Annotated in this window: 14 protein-coding genes; 7 read left to right on the top strand and 7 right to left on the bottom strand. The window is 37.6% G+C overall.

What is annotated here, in order from left to right:
• Nucleotides 1–95: 95 nt before the first annotated feature.
• Nucleotides 96–2,288: a peptidase domain-containing ABC transporter gene (locus AR442_RS17335; RefSeq protein ID WP_053285296.1), complete on the bottom strand. Its 2,193-nt coding sequence runs from the start codon at nucleotides 2,286–2,288 to the stop codon at nucleotides 96–98.
• A gap of 51 nt (nucleotides 2,289–2,339) precedes the next feature.
• Nucleotides 2,340–5,528 carry a type 2 lanthipeptide synthetase LanM family protein gene (locus AR442_RS17330; RefSeq protein ID WP_014419285.1) on the bottom strand — a complete coding sequence of 1,063 codons (3,189 nt, stop codon included), beginning with the start codon at nucleotides 5,526–5,528 and terminating at the stop codon, nucleotides 2,340–2,342.
• Nucleotides 5,529–5,739: 211 nt separating this feature from the next.
• Here AR442_RS17330 and AR442_RS17325 point away from each other — a divergent pair, with 211 nt between their 5' ends.
• Nucleotides 5,740–6,324 carry a flavoprotein gene (locus AR442_RS17325; protein WP_032863857.1) on the top strand — a complete coding sequence of 195 codons (585 nt, stop codon included), beginning with the start codon at nucleotides 5,740–5,742 and terminating at the stop codon, nucleotides 6,322–6,324.
• 48 nt (nucleotides 6,325–6,372) lie between these two features.
• Here the strand turns inward: AR442_RS17325 and AR442_RS17320 are convergent, their stop codons facing one another.
• The 5 genes from AR442_RS17320 to AR442_RS17300 all read right to left on the bottom strand — a co-directional run bounded on the left by AR442_RS17320 (nucleotide 6,373) and on the right by AR442_RS17300 (nucleotide 10,018).
• Nucleotides 6,373–7,014 carry a response regulator transcription factor gene (locus AR442_RS17320; protein WP_007614849.1) on the bottom strand — a complete coding sequence of 214 codons (642 nt, stop codon included), beginning with the start codon at nucleotides 7,012–7,014 and terminating at the stop codon, nucleotides 6,373–6,375.
• A gap of 95 nt (nucleotides 7,015–7,109) precedes the next feature.
• Entirely contained in the window at nucleotides 7,110–7,316 is a 207-nt protein-coding gene (locus AR442_RS17315) for a plantaricin C family lantibiotic (protein WP_029325769.1), read from the bottom strand.
• Nucleotides 7,317–7,600: 284 nt separating this feature from the next.
• Nucleotides 7,601–8,335 (bottom strand): ABC transporter permease, encoded by a 735-nt coding sequence (locus AR442_RS17310; RefSeq protein WP_014419284.1) that lies wholly within the window; start codon nucleotides 8,333–8,335, stop codon nucleotides 7,601–7,603.
• Nucleotides 8,336–8,351: 16 nt separating this feature from the next.
• Nucleotides 8,352–9,110, bottom strand: coding sequence for an ABC transporter permease (locus AR442_RS17305; RefSeq protein WP_007614844.1), 759 nt, complete (start codon nucleotides 9,108–9,110; stop codon nucleotides 8,352–8,354).
• Nucleotides 9,107–10,018 (bottom strand): ABC transporter ATP-binding protein, encoded by a 912-nt coding sequence (locus AR442_RS17300; RefSeq protein ID WP_014419283.1) that lies wholly within the window; start codon nucleotides 10,016–10,018, stop codon nucleotides 9,107–9,109. Before AR442_RS17300 ends, AR442_RS17305 begins: the two co-directional genes overlap by 4 nt.
• A 242-nt stretch (nucleotides 10,019–10,260) precedes the next feature.
• Between AR442_RS17300 and AR442_RS17295 the strand changes: the two genes are divergently transcribed.
• From AR442_RS17295 to yxdM, 6 genes are all read left to right on the top strand, one after another.
• On the top strand, nucleotides 10,261–10,983 hold the full coding sequence (locus AR442_RS17295; RefSeq protein ID WP_014419282.1) for a response regulator transcription factor: 723 nt from the start codon (nucleotides 10,261–10,263) through the stop codon (nucleotides 10,981–10,983).
• Nucleotides 10,980–12,419, top strand: coding sequence for a sensor histidine kinase (locus tag AR442_RS17290; protein ID WP_014419281.1), 1,440 nt, complete (start codon nucleotides 10,980–10,982; stop codon nucleotides 12,417–12,419). Before AR442_RS17295 ends, AR442_RS17290 begins: the two co-directional genes overlap by 4 nt.
• 149 nt (nucleotides 12,420–12,568) lie before the next feature.
• Nucleotides 12,569–13,258, top strand: a complete 690-nt coding sequence (yxdJ, locus tag AR442_RS17285; RefSeq protein ID WP_053285297.1) for a two-component system response regulator YxdJ — start codon at nucleotides 12,569–12,571, stop codon at nucleotides 13,256–13,258.
• Entirely contained in the window at nucleotides 13,255–14,232 is a 978-nt protein-coding gene (gene yxdK / locus AR442_RS17280; protein ID WP_021494678.1) for a two-component system sensor histidine kinase YxdK, read from the top strand. The genes yxdJ and yxdK overlap by 4 nt, the downstream gene beginning before the upstream one ends.
• Before the next feature lie 143 nt (nucleotides 14,233–14,375).
• Nucleotides 14,376–15,149 carry an ABC transporter ATP-binding protein YxdL gene (yxdL, locus tag AR442_RS17275; protein WP_053285298.1) on the top strand — a complete coding sequence of 258 codons (774 nt, stop codon included), beginning with the start codon at nucleotides 14,376–14,378 and terminating at the stop codon, nucleotides 15,147–15,149.
• Nucleotides 15,124–16,992 (top strand): ABC transporter permease YxdM, encoded by a 1,869-nt coding sequence (yxdM, locus tag AR442_RS17270; protein WP_014419278.1) that lies wholly within the window; start codon nucleotides 15,124–15,126, stop codon nucleotides 16,990–16,992. Before yxdL ends, yxdM begins: the two co-directional genes overlap by 26 nt.
• Nucleotides 16,993–16,996: the final 4 nt, after the last annotated feature.

The raw sequence follows: 16,996 nt of genomic DNA, 5'->3' as shown, positions 1-16,996 counted from the left end.
TGGCTTGTTTTGTTTCAGTCTTTCAAATTGTAGTCTGCGGACATGGAGATAAAGGGTATAGCAAGTGTTATTGAAATAAAATAAAGTCAGCAGCCTCAAGTTTTTCCAGTTGGCTCATTGAGGAAAAAGGGCTTTTCCAGCGTAGCTTTCTGTCTATCCCCTACTTGTTTTATCCATAAGTCATAATAATATCCCTTTTTCTCTAATAACTCTTGATGTTTTCCTTTTTCGACTATTTTTCCTTGATCTAATACCACTATTAAATCAGAGTCTTGGCTGCTTAAAAGACGATGAGTTATTACAATACGGGTAATATTTGATTTTGCAAAGTATTCGTCAATTTCATGCTCTGTTAATGTATCCAAGTTACTTGTTATTTCATCTAAAATGACTACAGAAGGGTTATCGACGATAGCTCTTGCTATTGCTATGCGCTGACGCTGCCCTCCTGATAACATACTGCCATTTTCCCCGATAATTGTGTTATATCCCATTGGCATTCTTATTATATCTTCATGTAACTGCACTCTCTTTGCTGCTTGTTCAATTTTATCCTGAGATAAGCTTTTAAATCCAGCTATATTGTTTGCAATAGTATCATTGAAAAGAAAGCTTTCTTGTAATACGACCCCCATTTGTTTTCGGAGCTCGTAAAGGTTTAAATTCTTCAAGTCCTGTTCACCATAAAATACTTTTCCCTTAGTGGGTTTGTATAACCCCAGTATAATTCTTGATAAAGTTGTCTTTCCACTACCTGTACGGCCTACGAGAGCTAATTTAGTACCTGACTTAATGTTTAATGAAACTTCTTTAAGAATATGTAAGCTATGATGTGTAAATGTGACATTTTCAAGTTTTATATCTTGTTTTGATAGTTCAGTTTCAATTATTGAAGTTTGGTTGATTTGTTCGGGCTCAGTTTCCATAACATCTTGCATTCGTTCAAAAGTGTCACCGACCAATTGAAATTGTTGCATGCCTGTTATTAAAGAAGCAATCGGCAACAAGAAAGATGTTCCTAAGCTGCTAAACCCTAATAAGCCTCCGAGTGTTAAATTTCCGGTGATAACTTCTTTTGATCCAAACCATAATAAGAGAAGGGGTGCACAATATCGGATGCTTACACTTATGCTATCCATTATAGCGTCTAAGTGGTATCGCTGTGAAAATGCTTCGATTTGTTTATCATAGTAATTTGACCACTTTGTTAGGATAGAATGATCTAAACCATTTGATTTAATAAAAGTGATAGCTCTTAGAGCTTCCACTAAAAAACTTTGTGTGGTTGTTTGAATTGATAAGTCATTATGGATTAAATTTTTTATTCTTGGAATCAAAATCATCATTAGTAAGAATTGAATAATTGCCAATCCAATAGCAAAAAATGCAAGTTTAAATGATTGAGTTAACATAGCAATAAAAAATGAAATCAAAGTAATAATATCTAGTACTATTGTTGCTCCATTCTTAGCTATAATCTCCCTTATCATGGAAATGTTACTTACTCTCATTGCAATATCACCGGTTGTTCGATTTTCATAAAAATTGAGAGGTAATTTTAATAAATGTTCCACAAAATCGTTTGAGATGCTTTTACTTATAATAGCTTGAAGTTTAATTGTGAAATAATTGCGGATAAACATAACAAGTCCCAATATAAAAACTGCTATGATGACTACAATTCCTAAAAATAGAAAAGAATTTGTTGATTTACTTATTAAAGAATGATCCACTAAATATTTAATTAAAAAAGGAACGGCTAAGAAGACTACTTGTGTGATCAGTGAAAAGAAAATGATAAGTGAAACAATAGTACGGCTTTTAACTATATAACGTAAATAATACTTTGCTGCGGGTGATGGCATCATCTCTTTAAATTTATCTGACTTCTTAAAAGTCAAGATTACCTTGCTATAATGTCTTTTAAATTCTTCTTCGGATAATTTCAATTTTCCTCTGTTGGGGTCAATTATATGAAAAAGACCTTTTTTAATCTGTTCTAAAACCACAAAGTGCCGTTCATCCCAAAATATGATGCAGGGAAGATATGAATTGATATATTTTTTCAAATCTTTAAACGAAACTTGGTATACTTTGCAGTTAAGCCCATAATATTCTGATACTGATTTTAAAATGGATACAGATACGCCATTTCTTTGGGCATCACATTGTTCACTTATTTTATTTAGAGATATAGTACTCCCATAATAACTTAAAATCATGGTGAGACAGGCGGGCCCACACTCATATTGTCCCATTTGCCTTACTAGAGGAACTCTTCTTCTCATTGGATCACTCCTAAGAAATAGAGCCTTAACAAAGTAAGGCTCATTTTAATTTTACAATTTTAGTTCTAAAGGTGATTGGAGTCTCAAAACTGATGGCACTTCAGTCGGTGCAAAAATCTTAAGCAATCCAAGTCCTATACCTGCATACCCCATCATTAAGGATGGGGATTCGTTATTTTTTTCAAATCCAGTTAACCATCCTCTGAGCTTTATATCATTTAAAATTTTATGGCTTAGTTCTGTTACATTTACGCTTAACTTTTTATTAAAGTTTTCCGCTGCGTACATAAGGATGTCCAGATTACCTAAATCACCATGGCATAAAGAATGATCATGTTCAAAACCATATTTTAGGGTTGTATTAATTGCGACATGTGCTTCATCTTTTATCAATTCATTTTGATTGTGTGGCAGGATCAATATCCTACTTAATCCTATGCCTGCTGCGCCATTACACCAAGCAACAAAATTATCATTTCGAAACTGTCCGTTTTCAAGTTTAATATCTGCCCAATTGTTTTTTTCCGGAATAAACAAAGTTCTTTCAAATTCTAACGCTTTTTCAGCTACCTCTTTAAATACAGTTTGCTCAGTAATTGCGTAAATCTCATAAAGAGCCCATATAATTCCTGAGGCACCATGAGCAAATCCGGAGGCTGGCGTTGGGTTTGCCGGGACTTTCCATCCAACTCCCTTTTCCATAACGTTTATATTTTGAATAAGACGATTTCCGCATTTTGTAATCAAGTTTAAGATTTGTTCTTCTTTATACCGTTTAAACAAATTTATTAAAATAACTGCTGTCCCAGCCACCCCTGTTAAAATATCGTTGTTTTCATCCCTTTCGATCAAAGAATCTAATTTGTTGAGGGCAGAATAAAGTTCGTTTTTCAATAGTTGTTCATCATTCCATAATTTTGATAAATGATCCAACAAATAAAGGTAAGAAGCAATTCCCCCAAAGGCACCTAAATCACTAGATGCAGACATATTTTTGTGTACTGCCACTAAAGCTTTTTTAGATAGTTTGGTGTATTTTTCATTGTTAGAGAGGCGACCTAAATAAGCAAGGAAGAGAGAAATACCACCTACACCCTCGTATAATGAACTATTTGCAGCTGAAATCTTGAATTGATCCTCTCGTTGATTGTCAACAAACGATCCGATCCAAGATACATCCTCTTGTCCATCTAACTGTTCACCTTCAATCGCCCTACTAGCAAGAAAGTCTCCGATTTTAATAGCTTCTTGAAAAAAATCTTTTGGGTTAAAAACGTGTAATCGAGGATTTATATCAAATACTTTATGTTTACGATAAGAATCCTTAATTACTAAAATAGCTGTTTTTATAAAGCTTACTTGTTCATGACAGTCACTTTCATTCATTTCATTTATTTTTTCCTTTGTCTCATTTAAGGCACTTGTTTTAAAAAAATTGTTGATTTTTCGACCGCTGGAATCCCACATATTTGTAGATTCAGGCTTGCTTGTGAAATATGGGATATCCCCAAGGAATAAGCCTTCCTTTTCACTATTTACAACTTGGTTCAATCGTGGATTCAATTTTGTATCTAGCCACAATTTATCTAAAATCATTTCACGATCTAAGCCGTCTCTCATGAAATCTGGATGTAAACTTATTTTCAGAAGGTTTGCATAGCGAGATGTACCACGCAATATTTGTCTTACAGTAACCCCTTTAAAAGAATCTATTTGTTCGAGCATGTCTTGTTTATATTTCATGAAAAGGAAGTAGGTTTCTTCAAATCCTTTTATAATATTTCCTTCGTAAGCAACAGTATTAATGATTTGTCCATGCAGCATAGGTCTATGCTGACTAACTGGAATTGGAAAGTTTTTTTCTTCTATCCTGACTGTATCTTTATCTCGATCAACTATTGTACTGGTTTTATGCGGAGATACTTGTCCTTCTTGTGCACCTAATGCACTAAGGTCAATTCCTTCAAATCCAGCTTTACTATTTATTTTTCTCGGTAATAACCCAATTCGTAAAACTGACCGTTCAATATGTTCTTGTGCGCGACTAAAAGCACTGGTATCTGTATACGTAGAATTATTATGAAATAAAGATTCTAAATCAACTAAAATAGGATATTCTCCATCAGCAATTAAATTTTGCATATGAAAATCTACCGCATTCATTGCATATAAGATAGCCAAATAACTTCCAATACGCCAATAAAACTTTCCAATTTGCAGTTCTTCCTGACATTCTTTATAAGAGATAAACTGCGTCCATCCATAAGATTTTTTGTTAAGTGTGTGTACAGTTTTTAAGTCAAAACTTAAATTTTTACCATTTAGATAATTTACAAATTTATTAAATTTTACGTCTATTTCTAATGAACGAGGCTTATACACAATTTTAATTCCAGTTTCAAAGTTTAAAATGGCGACTGTTTTTCCTTTGTTATGAGTATCTGAGACGCCACTTCCTGTATCGATGGAAATAATTTTCCCTAATTTTTGACCATTACTAAACTCAGATTCTAATATCCCTTTATCCTGATGAAATCTTACAAGGAGATCAGAAGTATTTTGAATCCAATACATTGTTTTTGTTGCTAACAGCCTTGTTAAAACTATGTATTCTTCTCGAATTGATCGAACATATGCCGGGTCATTTAAAAGGGCTTGATTGAAATAAGAGGCTCGTTCTTCAGAAGTTTCACCCCGCAGCTTTCCTGATACCCTTGCTACATTTAACTCCAATATTAATATCCGACTACTTATAGCTGATAAAGTTTCACCAAGATTATTAAGTAAATCATCAATTACCGACGGACTAAGTTCTTCCTTTATCAGAGATTTAGTAGAGTGAGAATATAATACTTCCTCTAATTTGCCTCTTGCTATTTTCAAAAATGGTTTTATAAAACTAAAGAAGAGAATATCTTTTCTAACTTCTATATTTACATTTTTATAGGATTGTTCATCAACTAGCTGAATAATTTCAAGCCATCCTTGATGATCACCTTCATTAATAAATTCCACTTCTTTTGCATTGATAGTATGCTTTAGGGTTTCTTCGTCAATATTTTGGGTGGCTAATACATCCTCAATTCGAATCCCCTCATCACTTTCAACAAGGCTTTTCCATCTTTCGAAGCGTCTGTTTGTTAGTTCATCCCAATTAGTATTAAGTGAACGCCTTACTTTTCTTTCACTTATCGAAGAAGACCTATTCCATACCGAATTCCGTTTGAATTTTGTATGCATATTGAACACCTCATTTTTAATAAATTTGAACAATTAATATTCCTTAATTATCCATAAATATAGCAGAGCCATTTAAAAGTTAAAAGAATTTTAAAAGAAGTTTAGGTTTATTTTATATGTGTTTATTAAGAATATTTAATATTTGGAATAAACACCACAAAAAGAATAATTGTGTAGTATGATTGTTTAAAATTTACAGGGGGAGAAAAAAATGAGTATTTCAATATTAAAAGATAAAAAGTTATTGATCGGGATTTGCGGATCAATCTCATCTGTCGGCATCTCCTCGTATCTCTTATATTTTAAAAGCTTCTTTAAGGAAATAAGGGTTGTTATGACAAAAACAGCGGAAGACCTTATTCCAGCTCATACTGTTTCTTATTTTTGTGACCATGTATACTCAGAACATGGGGAAAACGGAAAAAGACATAGCCACGTAGAAATTGGCCGCTGGGCGGACATATATTGCATTATTCCAGCTACAGCGAACATCTTAGGACAAACTGCTAATGGTGTAGCAATGAATTTAGTTGCAACTACTGTATTAGCTCATCCACATAACACTATTTTCTTTCCTAATATGAACGATTTAATGTGGAATAAAACAGTTGTTTCCAGGAATATTGAACAATTAAGAAAAGATGGGCATATTGTTATTGAACCAGTTGAAATTATGGCGTTTGAGATTGCGACGGGTACAAGAAAACCTAATCGTGGTCTAATTACACCCGACAAAGCTTTATTAGCAATAGAAAAAGGTTTTAAAGAAAGAACAAAACACCCCTCACTAACATAAATGGGATGACTCAAAAGTCATTTTAAAATGATTTTTGGGTCATCCTTTTTACACGACATTTTTTGAGTCTGCTTTTTTTTCAAGACAAATATATGTACTGTCAGATAAGAGGTACCCTTTTCCAAACTTTGTTTGAAGAATCTTTGGATCTCCAGGGTTATCCTCTACTTTTTCTCTAAGAGAACTAATGTGTACATAAAGACTTGACCTACCAGTAAGGTCAGCATATTCAATAAGTTCTTCAGAACAGACTATTTTATTTGAATTTAAATAAAGCAAATATAAAATTTTAAATTCTTGTATTGCTAGAGGGATATATTCATTCTTTTTCCAAATACAATGCTTTCCAACGTCGAAAAAAGTTGTGAAAGACAATTGAAAAACATTATGTTTTAGGGTTGAAACATTATTTATTTGATTTAATATTGGACCAGGGTTATAATCTGAAACGTTAGTTTCTAAGGAGTTAAGTATTATGACTGGGCAAGATATCGATTTTATCAGTTGCAACACTAAGTCATTAGGGTGGCAAGTATCGATGATTACAGAGGAAAAATTTTCTTTGGATATTATTTGTTTTAGTTCATCCAATGTGTTAACATTTATTATTTCATTACTATCTGGCGTTAATAAATGATTCATATATGCTTGGAAATAGCTATTTTCTGAACAAACGAGAGTTTTCCCCAATGATTTACCCTCCTGTTTTTTAAGAATTTTCTAATAGTTTATATAATAAAATATAGGCTGTTCCTTCTGAAGGGAAACAGCCTATATAAATCAAATTAACAAATACATTCAGAAGTTAGAGTACAAACACCGCCGCCACCAGGCAATGTAAAAGTACATGCTGCTTCCATGTCTCCCGCACCTACTAACTTATCCATTTGTGCTTCTTTCAGCTCACTGAATGGGTTACCAGCTGGATTTTGTGTAGAATTTTCACGGGAAAAAGGATCTTTCCATGAACGAATGATAGCTTCTTGACTCATTGTATTCACCCCCTTATTAAGTATAGTATTATATTAACTCATAATCAAAAAAATGGAAGAGATATTATTAAATGTAAAAAATGTTTAAATAAAGAGTCTTAAGATATCTTTATATTTCTTATGTCTTATGCTTTGAAACATCACCTTTTCCATTAGTCGTTTAGTTTCAAAGAATACAACCAAAAAGATTTAGTCTTACCTTCATATAAATTTCTGTTTTACATAGCGCTAGTCAAATTAGTTTACCTTGTCTCGAATTCTCATAAGTTTATACCGCATATACCCTACGTAAGGTCTCGTTTAGTAAAACTTCTTATTCCGTAAACCAGGAGACCGAGACACGTTATTACCATAATTGAGTAAAACAGGAAATTTGATTGAATCGGTGATTCATCTTCGGGTGACATTGCTAACATAGGCTGTGTCCATGGATATACTTGACCTAATGGTGTACTGGCAATAATAATGGCCGGTAATGTAAAAACAATGCTAACAGCGAGTGGTATGCCAAATGTTTTAGACCTGATTGAAACAATAAGCTGCAATAAAATTAATGGTAAACAAGCTAAGATCCCTCTAATTCCATAACCTAGAATTGTAAGTAAAGGAAGACTCCCGCTTATGCCTAACATATAACCGAATCCAATAAATAAGAGGATTAAAATGGACATACTAATGAATATCATGCGGACCACTGTTAGAAACTTTCCCAGAAAGATATCTGAGTGTTTGACTGGTAAGGCTAGAAGCTGTTTCCAACCGCCTCCTACATGTTCCCCCCTGCAAACAAGGGCGGCGAAAATTCCCACTACGATAGGCAATACAAAAGGGCCCATAAATAAGGCAACTTGTGTCCAAGCCTCTACCCAGGGATTGTCTCCGGGATTCATAAAAAGGTTATAGTTTTTAATAAAGTTAGTGTATGCCAGGGATACACCTAACAAAGGCCCTAATAAGTAGATGATCCATAACTTTGATCGCTTAAGCTTTAAACGTTCTACAAATAAAATGTTTTTCAAGTATTTCGCCTCCTTTTTACAAAGCATCCCGTTTAGCAAAATGAATAGAGCCTAGAAATAATATAATTATCCCTAAGAAAAGGCTAATGCAAAGGTAAGATGAAAGATCTGGGTTATATCCTATACCTTCATACTGCAGAATGACTGTCGAAGATTGACTAGGATAAGCCAGCGGAAACCATCTCGTTGATTGAGCAGCTGCCAAAAACAAACCCATTATAGATGATACTGATCCTACAAGAATTGAGAATGCTTGGTTGCTAAACACCATAGATAACCATATCTGGAATGCCATTATAGGCAGTACTGTAACTAACATGCTGTAACTATCTCCAAACAAAAGTCCCCAAGGTACACTACCTTCGAATCCTACCAGTTTGCCCAGCAGTACCATGCCGAGCAAGAAGATTGTTGACGAAATAAATAAACTGACTACTAAGCAAATAAATTTACTTACATAAATTCGCATTCTAGATACAGGAAAAGAAAGGGTTTGCTTCCATCCGTTTGCTTGATGCTCTATATTTGCTATTATTGACGCAGAAAGTGTGGCGGCTAATGGAAAACCCAGACCAAATAACAAACTGTTATCATACAGTAAATACATCCACATTGATCCAGCATGGAACATTTCAGCTTGTTTTTCCACGTATTCAGATCGATAAGTAAGATTTACCAACTCATATGCTATAATGAGTAAGGGAACCAATAAGACTACAATCAATAACGACGAACGTTTCAGTTTTAATTGATCTGCCCATAATAACTTTTTCATAGACTTCCCTCTGTACCGGTTAATTCTAAAAAAATATCCTCAAGTGATCGTGTCTTTTCTTCAAGTCGAAATACAGACAGCCCTGAATGAAGAAGTATGGAATTGATTTCTGAAACGAATTCCGGTTCTGTTTGAGACAGCCACAAATAATTTTTTTGTAAATCAACCTTTAATCCTTTCCTGTTTAATATTGTTTTTGCTTCGATTACGTCACTAACACCGACTTTTAATAGTGGTTTTCTTTTTTGATGTAAACTTGCAATCGAGTCCTGAAAAATCATTTTTCCATTGTTGATAATTCCCACTTGAGTAGCCATTTGATCTATTTCACTCAATAAGTGGCTGGATACAATAACACTCATTCCCGATTTAGGCAATTCTTTAATTAGCTCTCTTATTTCTTGGATACCGGATGGATCTAAACCATTTGTCGGTTCATCCAGAATTAATAAATCAGGACTGCTTAACAGGGCAACTGCAATTCCCAAACGTTGTTTCATTCCAAGGGAATACTCCTTAGTCAGTCGATTTGCTACTTTAGATAACCTTACAGTTTCCAATACTTCATTGACCTGTTGTTCCGGAAGTCCTCGTAACCTCCTAACAGCTTCTAAGTTTTCGTAACCTGTTAAATTACCATAATAAGTTGGAGATTCTACCAGTGACCCGATTCTTTGCAATATCTGCAAACGATTCTTGTTTAGGTTTTGGCCAAAGATTTCGATGTTTCCTTTTGTTGGTTTAATTAAACCTAATAACATTCGGATGGTTGTTGTTTTACCAGCACCATTCGGTCCAAGAAAACCATAAATTTCGCCACGCCTAATCCTTAAGTTTAATCCATCAACAGAAGTATGCTTTTTATACTTTTTAGTCAGATCGTGTGTTACCACTATTTGATCATTCATTTGTCTCTCACCTCACTTTTATCATAAGCGATGTTCTTTAAACACAAACGAAACTCTTCCTAAACATTCACTTAACGACATCCCTGGTTTATTTTCTGTATGTAGTTATATTGATACCTGAATATCAAGGTTAAAAATTCGAAAGAATATTCTGAACCCTTAACGAAAGTTAAATTCTTTCCTTTTCTGACCTTTATGTCATTGATCTCATATAAAATAAGAAATAAAAAGGAGGGTAACTTATGACGTTAGAAGAGAACAAAATCCTCATGGTGGATGATGACGAACATATCTTAAACTTATTAATAACTTGCTTTGAAAAGGAAGGTTTCAGCAATATTTCCACAGCTATGACAGGGAGCGAAACCCTTCTGAAAATCGATCAGGAACTTCCAAATATTATTTTATTAGATGTCATGCTTCCGGACACTGATGGCTTCACCTTATGCAGCAAAATACGCTCGCATACAAATGTGCCGATACTCTTCTTAACGGCAAAAACAACAGATTTAGATAAATTGCAAGGGTTTAGTTTTGGGGGAGATGACTATATTACTAAACCATTTAATCCACTAGAAATTGTAGCTCGTGTAAAAGCCCAATTAAAGAGAACGACTCAACTCTCTTCTTCTTACCCTCTAAAACAGGTATACGATTATGAATATTTTAAAATAGATCCCAATACCGGAAGACTTGTTGTTAACGGGACAAGAATAGATTGCCCTGCTCAGGAAATGAAACTTCTGATTTATTTCTGTGAACATCCCAATCAAATTTTAAGTAAACACCAAATTTATAAAGATGTGTGGGGGGAGTTTTATGGCGGAGATAGTACTGTAATGGTACATGTAAGACGATTACGTGAAAAATTAGAGGAAGACCCGAGCAGACCTAGATGGATTAAAACGGTTCGAGGACAGGGCTATATATTTGAAGCAGAGCCTATAGATGAGGATTTATTTTGAAGCTGAGAAATAGGATAGCATTTTACTTCGTATCGAGACTTTTTTTACTCATGTTTATTTGGGGTGTGCTCATTGTGGGCAGTATCATATTTTTCAGCCTCGTCTTAGGTCAGAATAAAATGGAAACGCCGCACTTATCCTTAAAAAAAATTGTTGACCAAACAGTTGTTGCAGATAAACAATTTTCAATAAATACGAAAGCAAAAGAAGATTTATTAGAGAACCGGATGTGGATTCAAATTTTAGATGAACAAGGAGATGAGGTTTTTTCTTTTAATAAACCTCAAAATATACCTAAGCATTATATTCTTGGAGAGTTAATATCAGATTACATGTATCCTGCCAAAAAAGGTTATCAATTATCTACGTGGTACGAAACGAAAAACAATCAGGATTTAACATGGGTATTGGGAAAGCCGATGGAAAAAAATAACCCTTTTTTCTATTGGGTGAATAACTTGTGGATAGTTTCTATTATTATGGCAGGGATTGTCATTGCAATATTTTACGGAAAAAAACTAGGTGCTCCCCTGCTGTTTATTGTATCTTGGATTGAGAATTTGTCTAAAGAAAAATATGAAGAACCTTATGATGGGAAGTTTCATTCAAGCAAATATAGACATAATAAATCTGGATATAAGACCTATCAAGAATTAATGCAGGCTCTGTCTGAACTTACCTCAACGCTTCAAAGGAATAAGGCTGAGCGAGAATTATTGGAAAAGACACGAGAAGAGTGGATGGCCGGTGTCTCACATGATTTAAAAACCCCTCTTTCGGTTATTAAGGGATATACGGTTCTTTTATCTTCAAATGAATATGAGTGGGAAAATCAGCAAGTGCGTGATTTTTCCTTAATAATGGAAGAACGTGTCGAATATATGGAAAAGCTGATTGAAGATTTCAACTTAACTTTTCAATTGAAAAATGAGTCGCTTCCAATCCATCTTGAAGAAAAAAACGTAGTGAAAGTAATTCATGACACTTTAGAAAAAATGAAGCTGCTACCGGAGTCAGAAAATAAGAGATTCGCTTTAGAATCCAGTCACAATAAGATACTTTTTAATATGGATGAAAGGTACCTAAAGCGCGCAGTTGAAAACTTGATTGCTAATTGTATTAAACATAATCCTCCGGGCACTAAAATAAAGGTCATATTATATCAGGACGTGTTACATGACAATGAAATACAAATTATAATGGAAGACGATGGGATAGGAATGGACGAAGAGACGGTTGAATGTTTATTTGATCGGTATTTCAGAGGGATAAGCGCTTCGTCAAATAACTCAGGGACTGGATTAGGAATGGCTATTGCTCAACAAATTATTAAGGCACATGGGGGAAATATTGATATATATAGTCAGCCGGGAGTTGGCACAAGATTTAAAATTACCTTTCCGAGTCCGCCATCTAAGTATCACAATGTCAATTAGAAATAATCGATCTTACATTGAGAAAGGGAGAAGCGGGTCTTTTATAAAGGCCCGCTTTCTCATGTTGCAGAGAACCGATGAAAGCATTATGATGGGGGCATCAAATAATGAGGGCTCCGAAAAGCCGTATCCTTTTGGAGGATGGTTGCATGAATAAAATCATGATTGTGGAAGATAGTGAAGACATTCGCGGACTATTGCAGAATTACCTTGAAAAATACGGATATCAAACCGTGGCCGCCGCGGATTTCACGGCTGTTCTTGATGTTTTTTTGCGGGAAAAGCCTGATGTGGTGCTGCTTGATATCAACCTGCCGTCTTATGACGGCTATTATTGGTGCCGCCAGATCCGCCAGCATTCTACAAGCCCGATCATTTTTATCTCAGCCAGAAGCGGGGAAATGGATCAGGTGATGGCGATTGAAAACGGCGGAGATGATTATATCGAAAAACCGTTTTCTTATGATATTGTGCTGGCGAAAATCAAAAGCCAGATCCGCAGGGCATACGGAGAGTACGCCGCCAAGCAGGGAGAGAAAGTGGTTGAATATGCCGGTGTGCAGCTATTTGTGGAACGGTTTGAACTGCGCTTTCAGGACGAAAAAAGCGAGCTTTCTAAGAAAGAAAGCAAGCTTTTGGAAGTGCTGCTGGAGCGGGGAGAAAAGGTGACGGGAAGAGACCGGCTCATGGAAAAAACGTGGGACACCGACATTTTCGTCGATGATAATACACTTAACGTGTATATCACGCGGCTCAGAAAAAAACTGCGGGAGCTGAATGCGCCTGTTTCCATTGAATCGGTGCGGGGCGAAGGCTACCAGCTGAGGGCGCTGCCATGAAGCTGTTTCTCCGGTCTCATGCCGTGCTGATTCTGCTTTTTCTCCTTCAAGGGCTGTTTGTCTTCTTTTATTACTGGTTTGCGGGTCTTCATTCTTTTTCCCACCTGTTTTACATATTGGGCGTGCAGCTTCTTATTTTGGCGGGTTATCTTGCCTATCGCTGGTACAAAGACCGCGGCGTGTACCATTGGCTCAGCTCGGAGCAGGAAGGGACGGACATCCCGTATCTCGGTTCTTCGGTGTTCTGTTCAGAGCTGTATGAAAAGCAGATGGAGCTGATCCGGCTGCAGCACCAGAAGCTCCATGAGACCGAAGCCAAGCTTGACGCGCGGGTGACGTATATGAACCAATGGGTGCACCAAGTAAAGACGCCGCTGTCGGTCATTAATTTAATCATTCAGGAAGAAGATGAGCCCGTCTTTGAACAAATCAAAAAAGAGGTTCGGCAGATTGAATTCGGGCTGGAGACGCTTCTTTATTCATCAAGGCTCGACCTGTTTGAGCGGGATTTTAAAGTCGAAGCGGTTTCCTTATCAGAGCTTCTCCAATCGGTTATTCAAAGTTATAAACGATTTTTTATTCAATACCGCGTTTATCCGAAAATGGACATTCGCGATGATCATCAGATTTACACCGATGCGAAATGGCTCAAATTTGCGATCGGCCAAGTGGTCACAAATGCGGTCAAATATTCGGCAGGCAAGAGTGACAGACTTGAGCTGAATGTCTTCCGCGATGAAGACAGGACGGTGCTTGAAGTCAAAGATTACGGTGTTGGCATTCCCTCGCAAGATATCAAGCGGGTGTTTGACCCTTATTACACCGGCGAAAACGGGCGGCGTTTCCAAGAATCTACGGGGATCGGCCTCCATCTCGTCAAAGAAATTACGGGCAAGCTCAATCATACGGTGGACATCAGCTCGTCCCCCGGTGAAGGGACATCGGTCCGATTTTCATTTCTTACAAAAATGTAAGGCTGCGTTAAGAAAACAACATAGCTCGTTTTGTTTCCCCTTGATAACATGGATTTACGTCAAGGGGATTTTTATGTTAAATGCCCCGGCACTACATGAAAGCAGCCCAGACCAACAAGAATAAAACCATAAGGAGGATTTTCATGGCGAATATGCTTGAAGTCAAACATATAAATAAAACCTATAAAGGACAAGTGTCCTATCAAGCTTTAAAACAAATTTCGTTTTCAATAGAAGAAGGCGGGTTCACGGCGGTGATGGGACCGTCCGGCTCCGGAAAAACAACGCTTTTGAATATCATTTCAACGATCGACCGGCCGGATTCAGGCGATATCCTGATTCACGGAGAAAACCCGCACCGCCTGAAGCGGACAAAGCTCGCTCATTTCCGCCGCAAGCAGCTCGGATTTGTGTTTCAGGATTTCAACCTTCTGGACACACTGACAATCGGTGAAAATATCATGCTTCCGTTAACGCTTGAAAAAGAAGCGCCGTCTGTCATGGAAGAAAAACTGCACGGCATCGCGGCAAAGCTCGGAATCGAAGACCTGCTCAACAAACGGACGTTTGAAGTATCCGGCGGACAGCGCCAGCGGGCCGCCATCGCAAGAGCGGTCATTCATAAGCCGTCACTCATTCTGGCCGATGAACCGACGGGAAACCTTGATTCCAAAGCGTCAAAAGACGTCATGGAAACGATGCAGAGCCTGAATCAGGATGATCATATCACGGCTTTGATGATGACCCATGATCCGGTTGCGGCAAGCTACTGCCGCCGCGTCATCTTTATAAAAGACGGCGAACTGTTTAATGAGATTTACCGCGGGGAAAACCGCCAAGTCTTTTATGAACAGATTCTTGATGTGCTGTCTATGCTGGGGGGAAACGCAAATGACCTTTCTTCAGTTCGCTTATAAAAACGTCACGAGAAACAAAAGGGCCTATCTTGCTTTCTTTTTAAGCAGCGCTTTTTCCGTTTTGATTTTCTTTACCTTTGCGATGTTCCTGTTTCATCCGGCACTAAAGGAAGGCTACCTGAATAACATCGCCAGAAAAGGCTTAACCGCCGCGGAATGGATGATCTTTGTTTTTTCTTTCTTATTTGTTCTGTATTCGGTTAACGCATTTTTGAAATCGAGAAATAAAGAATTCGGTATTCTGCTGATGCAGGGCATCACGCCGGGGCAGCTGAGAAAGCTCATTACGGCGGAAAACATGATCATCGGCGTCATGTCGATCGCAGCCGGGATTATCGGAGGATTCATTTTTTCGAAAACGTTCTTTACGGTCGGCGCTTATATTTTAGAAATGGACGCGCTGCCTCTGTACATGCCTTGGAAAGCGCTCGGCATTACGGCCGGCGGATTTCTGCTCTTATTTTTCCTTTTATCGCAGTTCACGATCCTTTTTGTCAGATCAAATACGGTGATCAAATTAATAAAGGGCACTGACAAGATCAAGCCGGAGCCGAAGCCGTCCGTGCTTCTGTCCTTATTCGGCATCGCCTGTCTTTGCGGCGGGTACGGCATGGTTCTGAAAGGCAATGTCCACGGGACTCAACCGTTCATCATTTTACTGCTTACCGTCATTGGCACGTATTTCTTTTTCAGCCAAAGCAGCATCTGGATTCTGCGCGCGCTGAAGAAGTGGAAAACCTTTTATCTGCGCGGGAAAAATGTCATTTGGGTTTCTGACCTTGTTTATCGTTTAAAAGACAACGCCCGCCTGTTCTTTATCGTCAGCATTATTTCCGCGGTTGCGTTTACTGCGACAGGCGTGCTCGCAATGTACAAATCGACCGTCGGGGCGGAAGAGTCCGCCTATGAGATGGAGTATGTATCTTTCAGCAATAATTCAAAAGAAAAGACTCATTTGAAAGATATTGACCATGAACTGAAAACACACGGCTTTACGTATAAGAAAGACAAAATAAATGTTTCCTATGTCCGCTATCAGGAAGGAGATACTGTTCCGCCTGTTTACATGATCAGCAAATCGGATGTATCAAAATACTTCCATGTCAAGCTGAGCGGCCTGAAACATGATGAGGCTGTCTATTTCCCGGGCACGTATGACCGCAATTTCAAAAACGAAGCGCCGGATCAGCTGAAGCTGCTGAACCAAAAAGGCAAGCCGTCTGACCAAAAACTGACGGTAAAAGAAGTCAAAAAACCGCTGATCTCATTGAATGCCATCATCGCGGTGAACGATCAAACCTTTGATCAGCTCAAATCACTCGGTGATAAAGCGTCATTATACGGCTACAGCTACGATCATTGGAAAGACAGTCTTGGGTTCAGCCAATCTCTGAAAGATGAAATCTACGGCAACTATATCGACGTGCATTCTGATTTTATGTCAAAAGCCGGCACCTACTATGATACGGTGCAGCTGCCGAGCCTGAGTTTATTCATCGGCCTGTTTATCGCCATTGTATTCTTTGTCGCGGCAGCAAGTTTCTTATATTTCAGGCTGTTCACCGATTTAGATGAGGACCGGGAGCGCTACCGTTCACTGGCCAAAATCGGCCTGAGTGAGCGTGAAATGGCACAAAGCGTGACAATACAATTGGCCATTCTTTTCTTCTTTCCATTTGTCATTGCCGTCATGCATACACTGTTTGCCTTGAGAACATTGGCCGTGGAAGGCTATTCCGATGTAGCGGGGCCGCTCAGTCTGACCATCGGAGGGTTTTTCATCTTTCAGCTTCTGTTCTTCCTCGCGGTGCGGACAAGCTATTTGAAAAAAATGAACAAGTAAGGGG

The organism is Bacillus velezensis, assembly GCF_001461825.1.
Lineage (GTDB): Bacteria > Bacillota > Bacilli > Bacillales > Bacillaceae > Bacillus > Bacillus velezensis.
This window is presented reverse-complemented; position numbering and strand designations above follow the sequence as displayed.

Excerpts from the sequence above, each read along its gene's own strand:
- AR442_RS17335 (WP_053285296.1), bottom strand. The coding sequence starts at position 2,288 with ATGAGAAGAAGAGTTCCTCTAGTAAGGCAAATGGGACAATATGAGTGT.
- AR442_RS17330 (WP_014419285.1), bottom strand. The coding sequence starts at position 5,528 with ATGCATACAAAATTCAAACGGAATTCGGTATGGAATAGGTCTTCTTCG.
- AR442_RS17325 (WP_032863857.1), top strand. The coding sequence starts at position 5,740 with ATGAGTATTTCAATATTAAAAGATAAAAAGTTATTGATCGGGATTTGC.
- AR442_RS17315 (WP_029325769.1), bottom strand. The coding sequence starts at position 7,316 with ATGAGTCAAGAAGCTATCATTCGTTCATGGAAAGATCCTTTTTCCCGT.
- AR442_RS17305 (WP_007614844.1), bottom strand. The coding sequence starts at position 9,110 with ATGAAAAAGTTATTATGGGCAGATCAATTAAAACTGAAACGTTCGTCG.
- AR442_RS17300 (WP_014419283.1), bottom strand. The coding sequence starts at position 10,018 with ATGAATGATCAAATAGTGGTAACACACGATCTGACTAAAAAGTATAAA.
- AR442_RS17295 (WP_014419282.1), top strand. The coding sequence starts at position 10,261 with ATGACGTTAGAAGAGAACAAAATCCTCATGGTGGATGATGACGAACAT.
- yxdJ (WP_053285297.1), top strand. The coding sequence starts at position 12,569 with ATGAATAAAATCATGATTGTGGAAGATAGTGAAGACATTCGCGGACTA.
- yxdK (WP_021494678.1), top strand. The coding sequence starts at position 13,255 with ATGAAGCTGTTTCTCCGGTCTCATGCCGTGCTGATTCTGCTTTTTCTC.
- yxdL (WP_053285298.1), top strand. The coding sequence starts at position 14,376 with ATGGCGAATATGCTTGAAGTCAAACATATAAATAAAACCTATAAAGGA.
- yxdM (WP_014419278.1), top strand. The coding sequence starts at position 15,124 with ATGACCTTTCTTCAGTTCGCTTATAAAAACGTCACGAGAAACAAAAGG.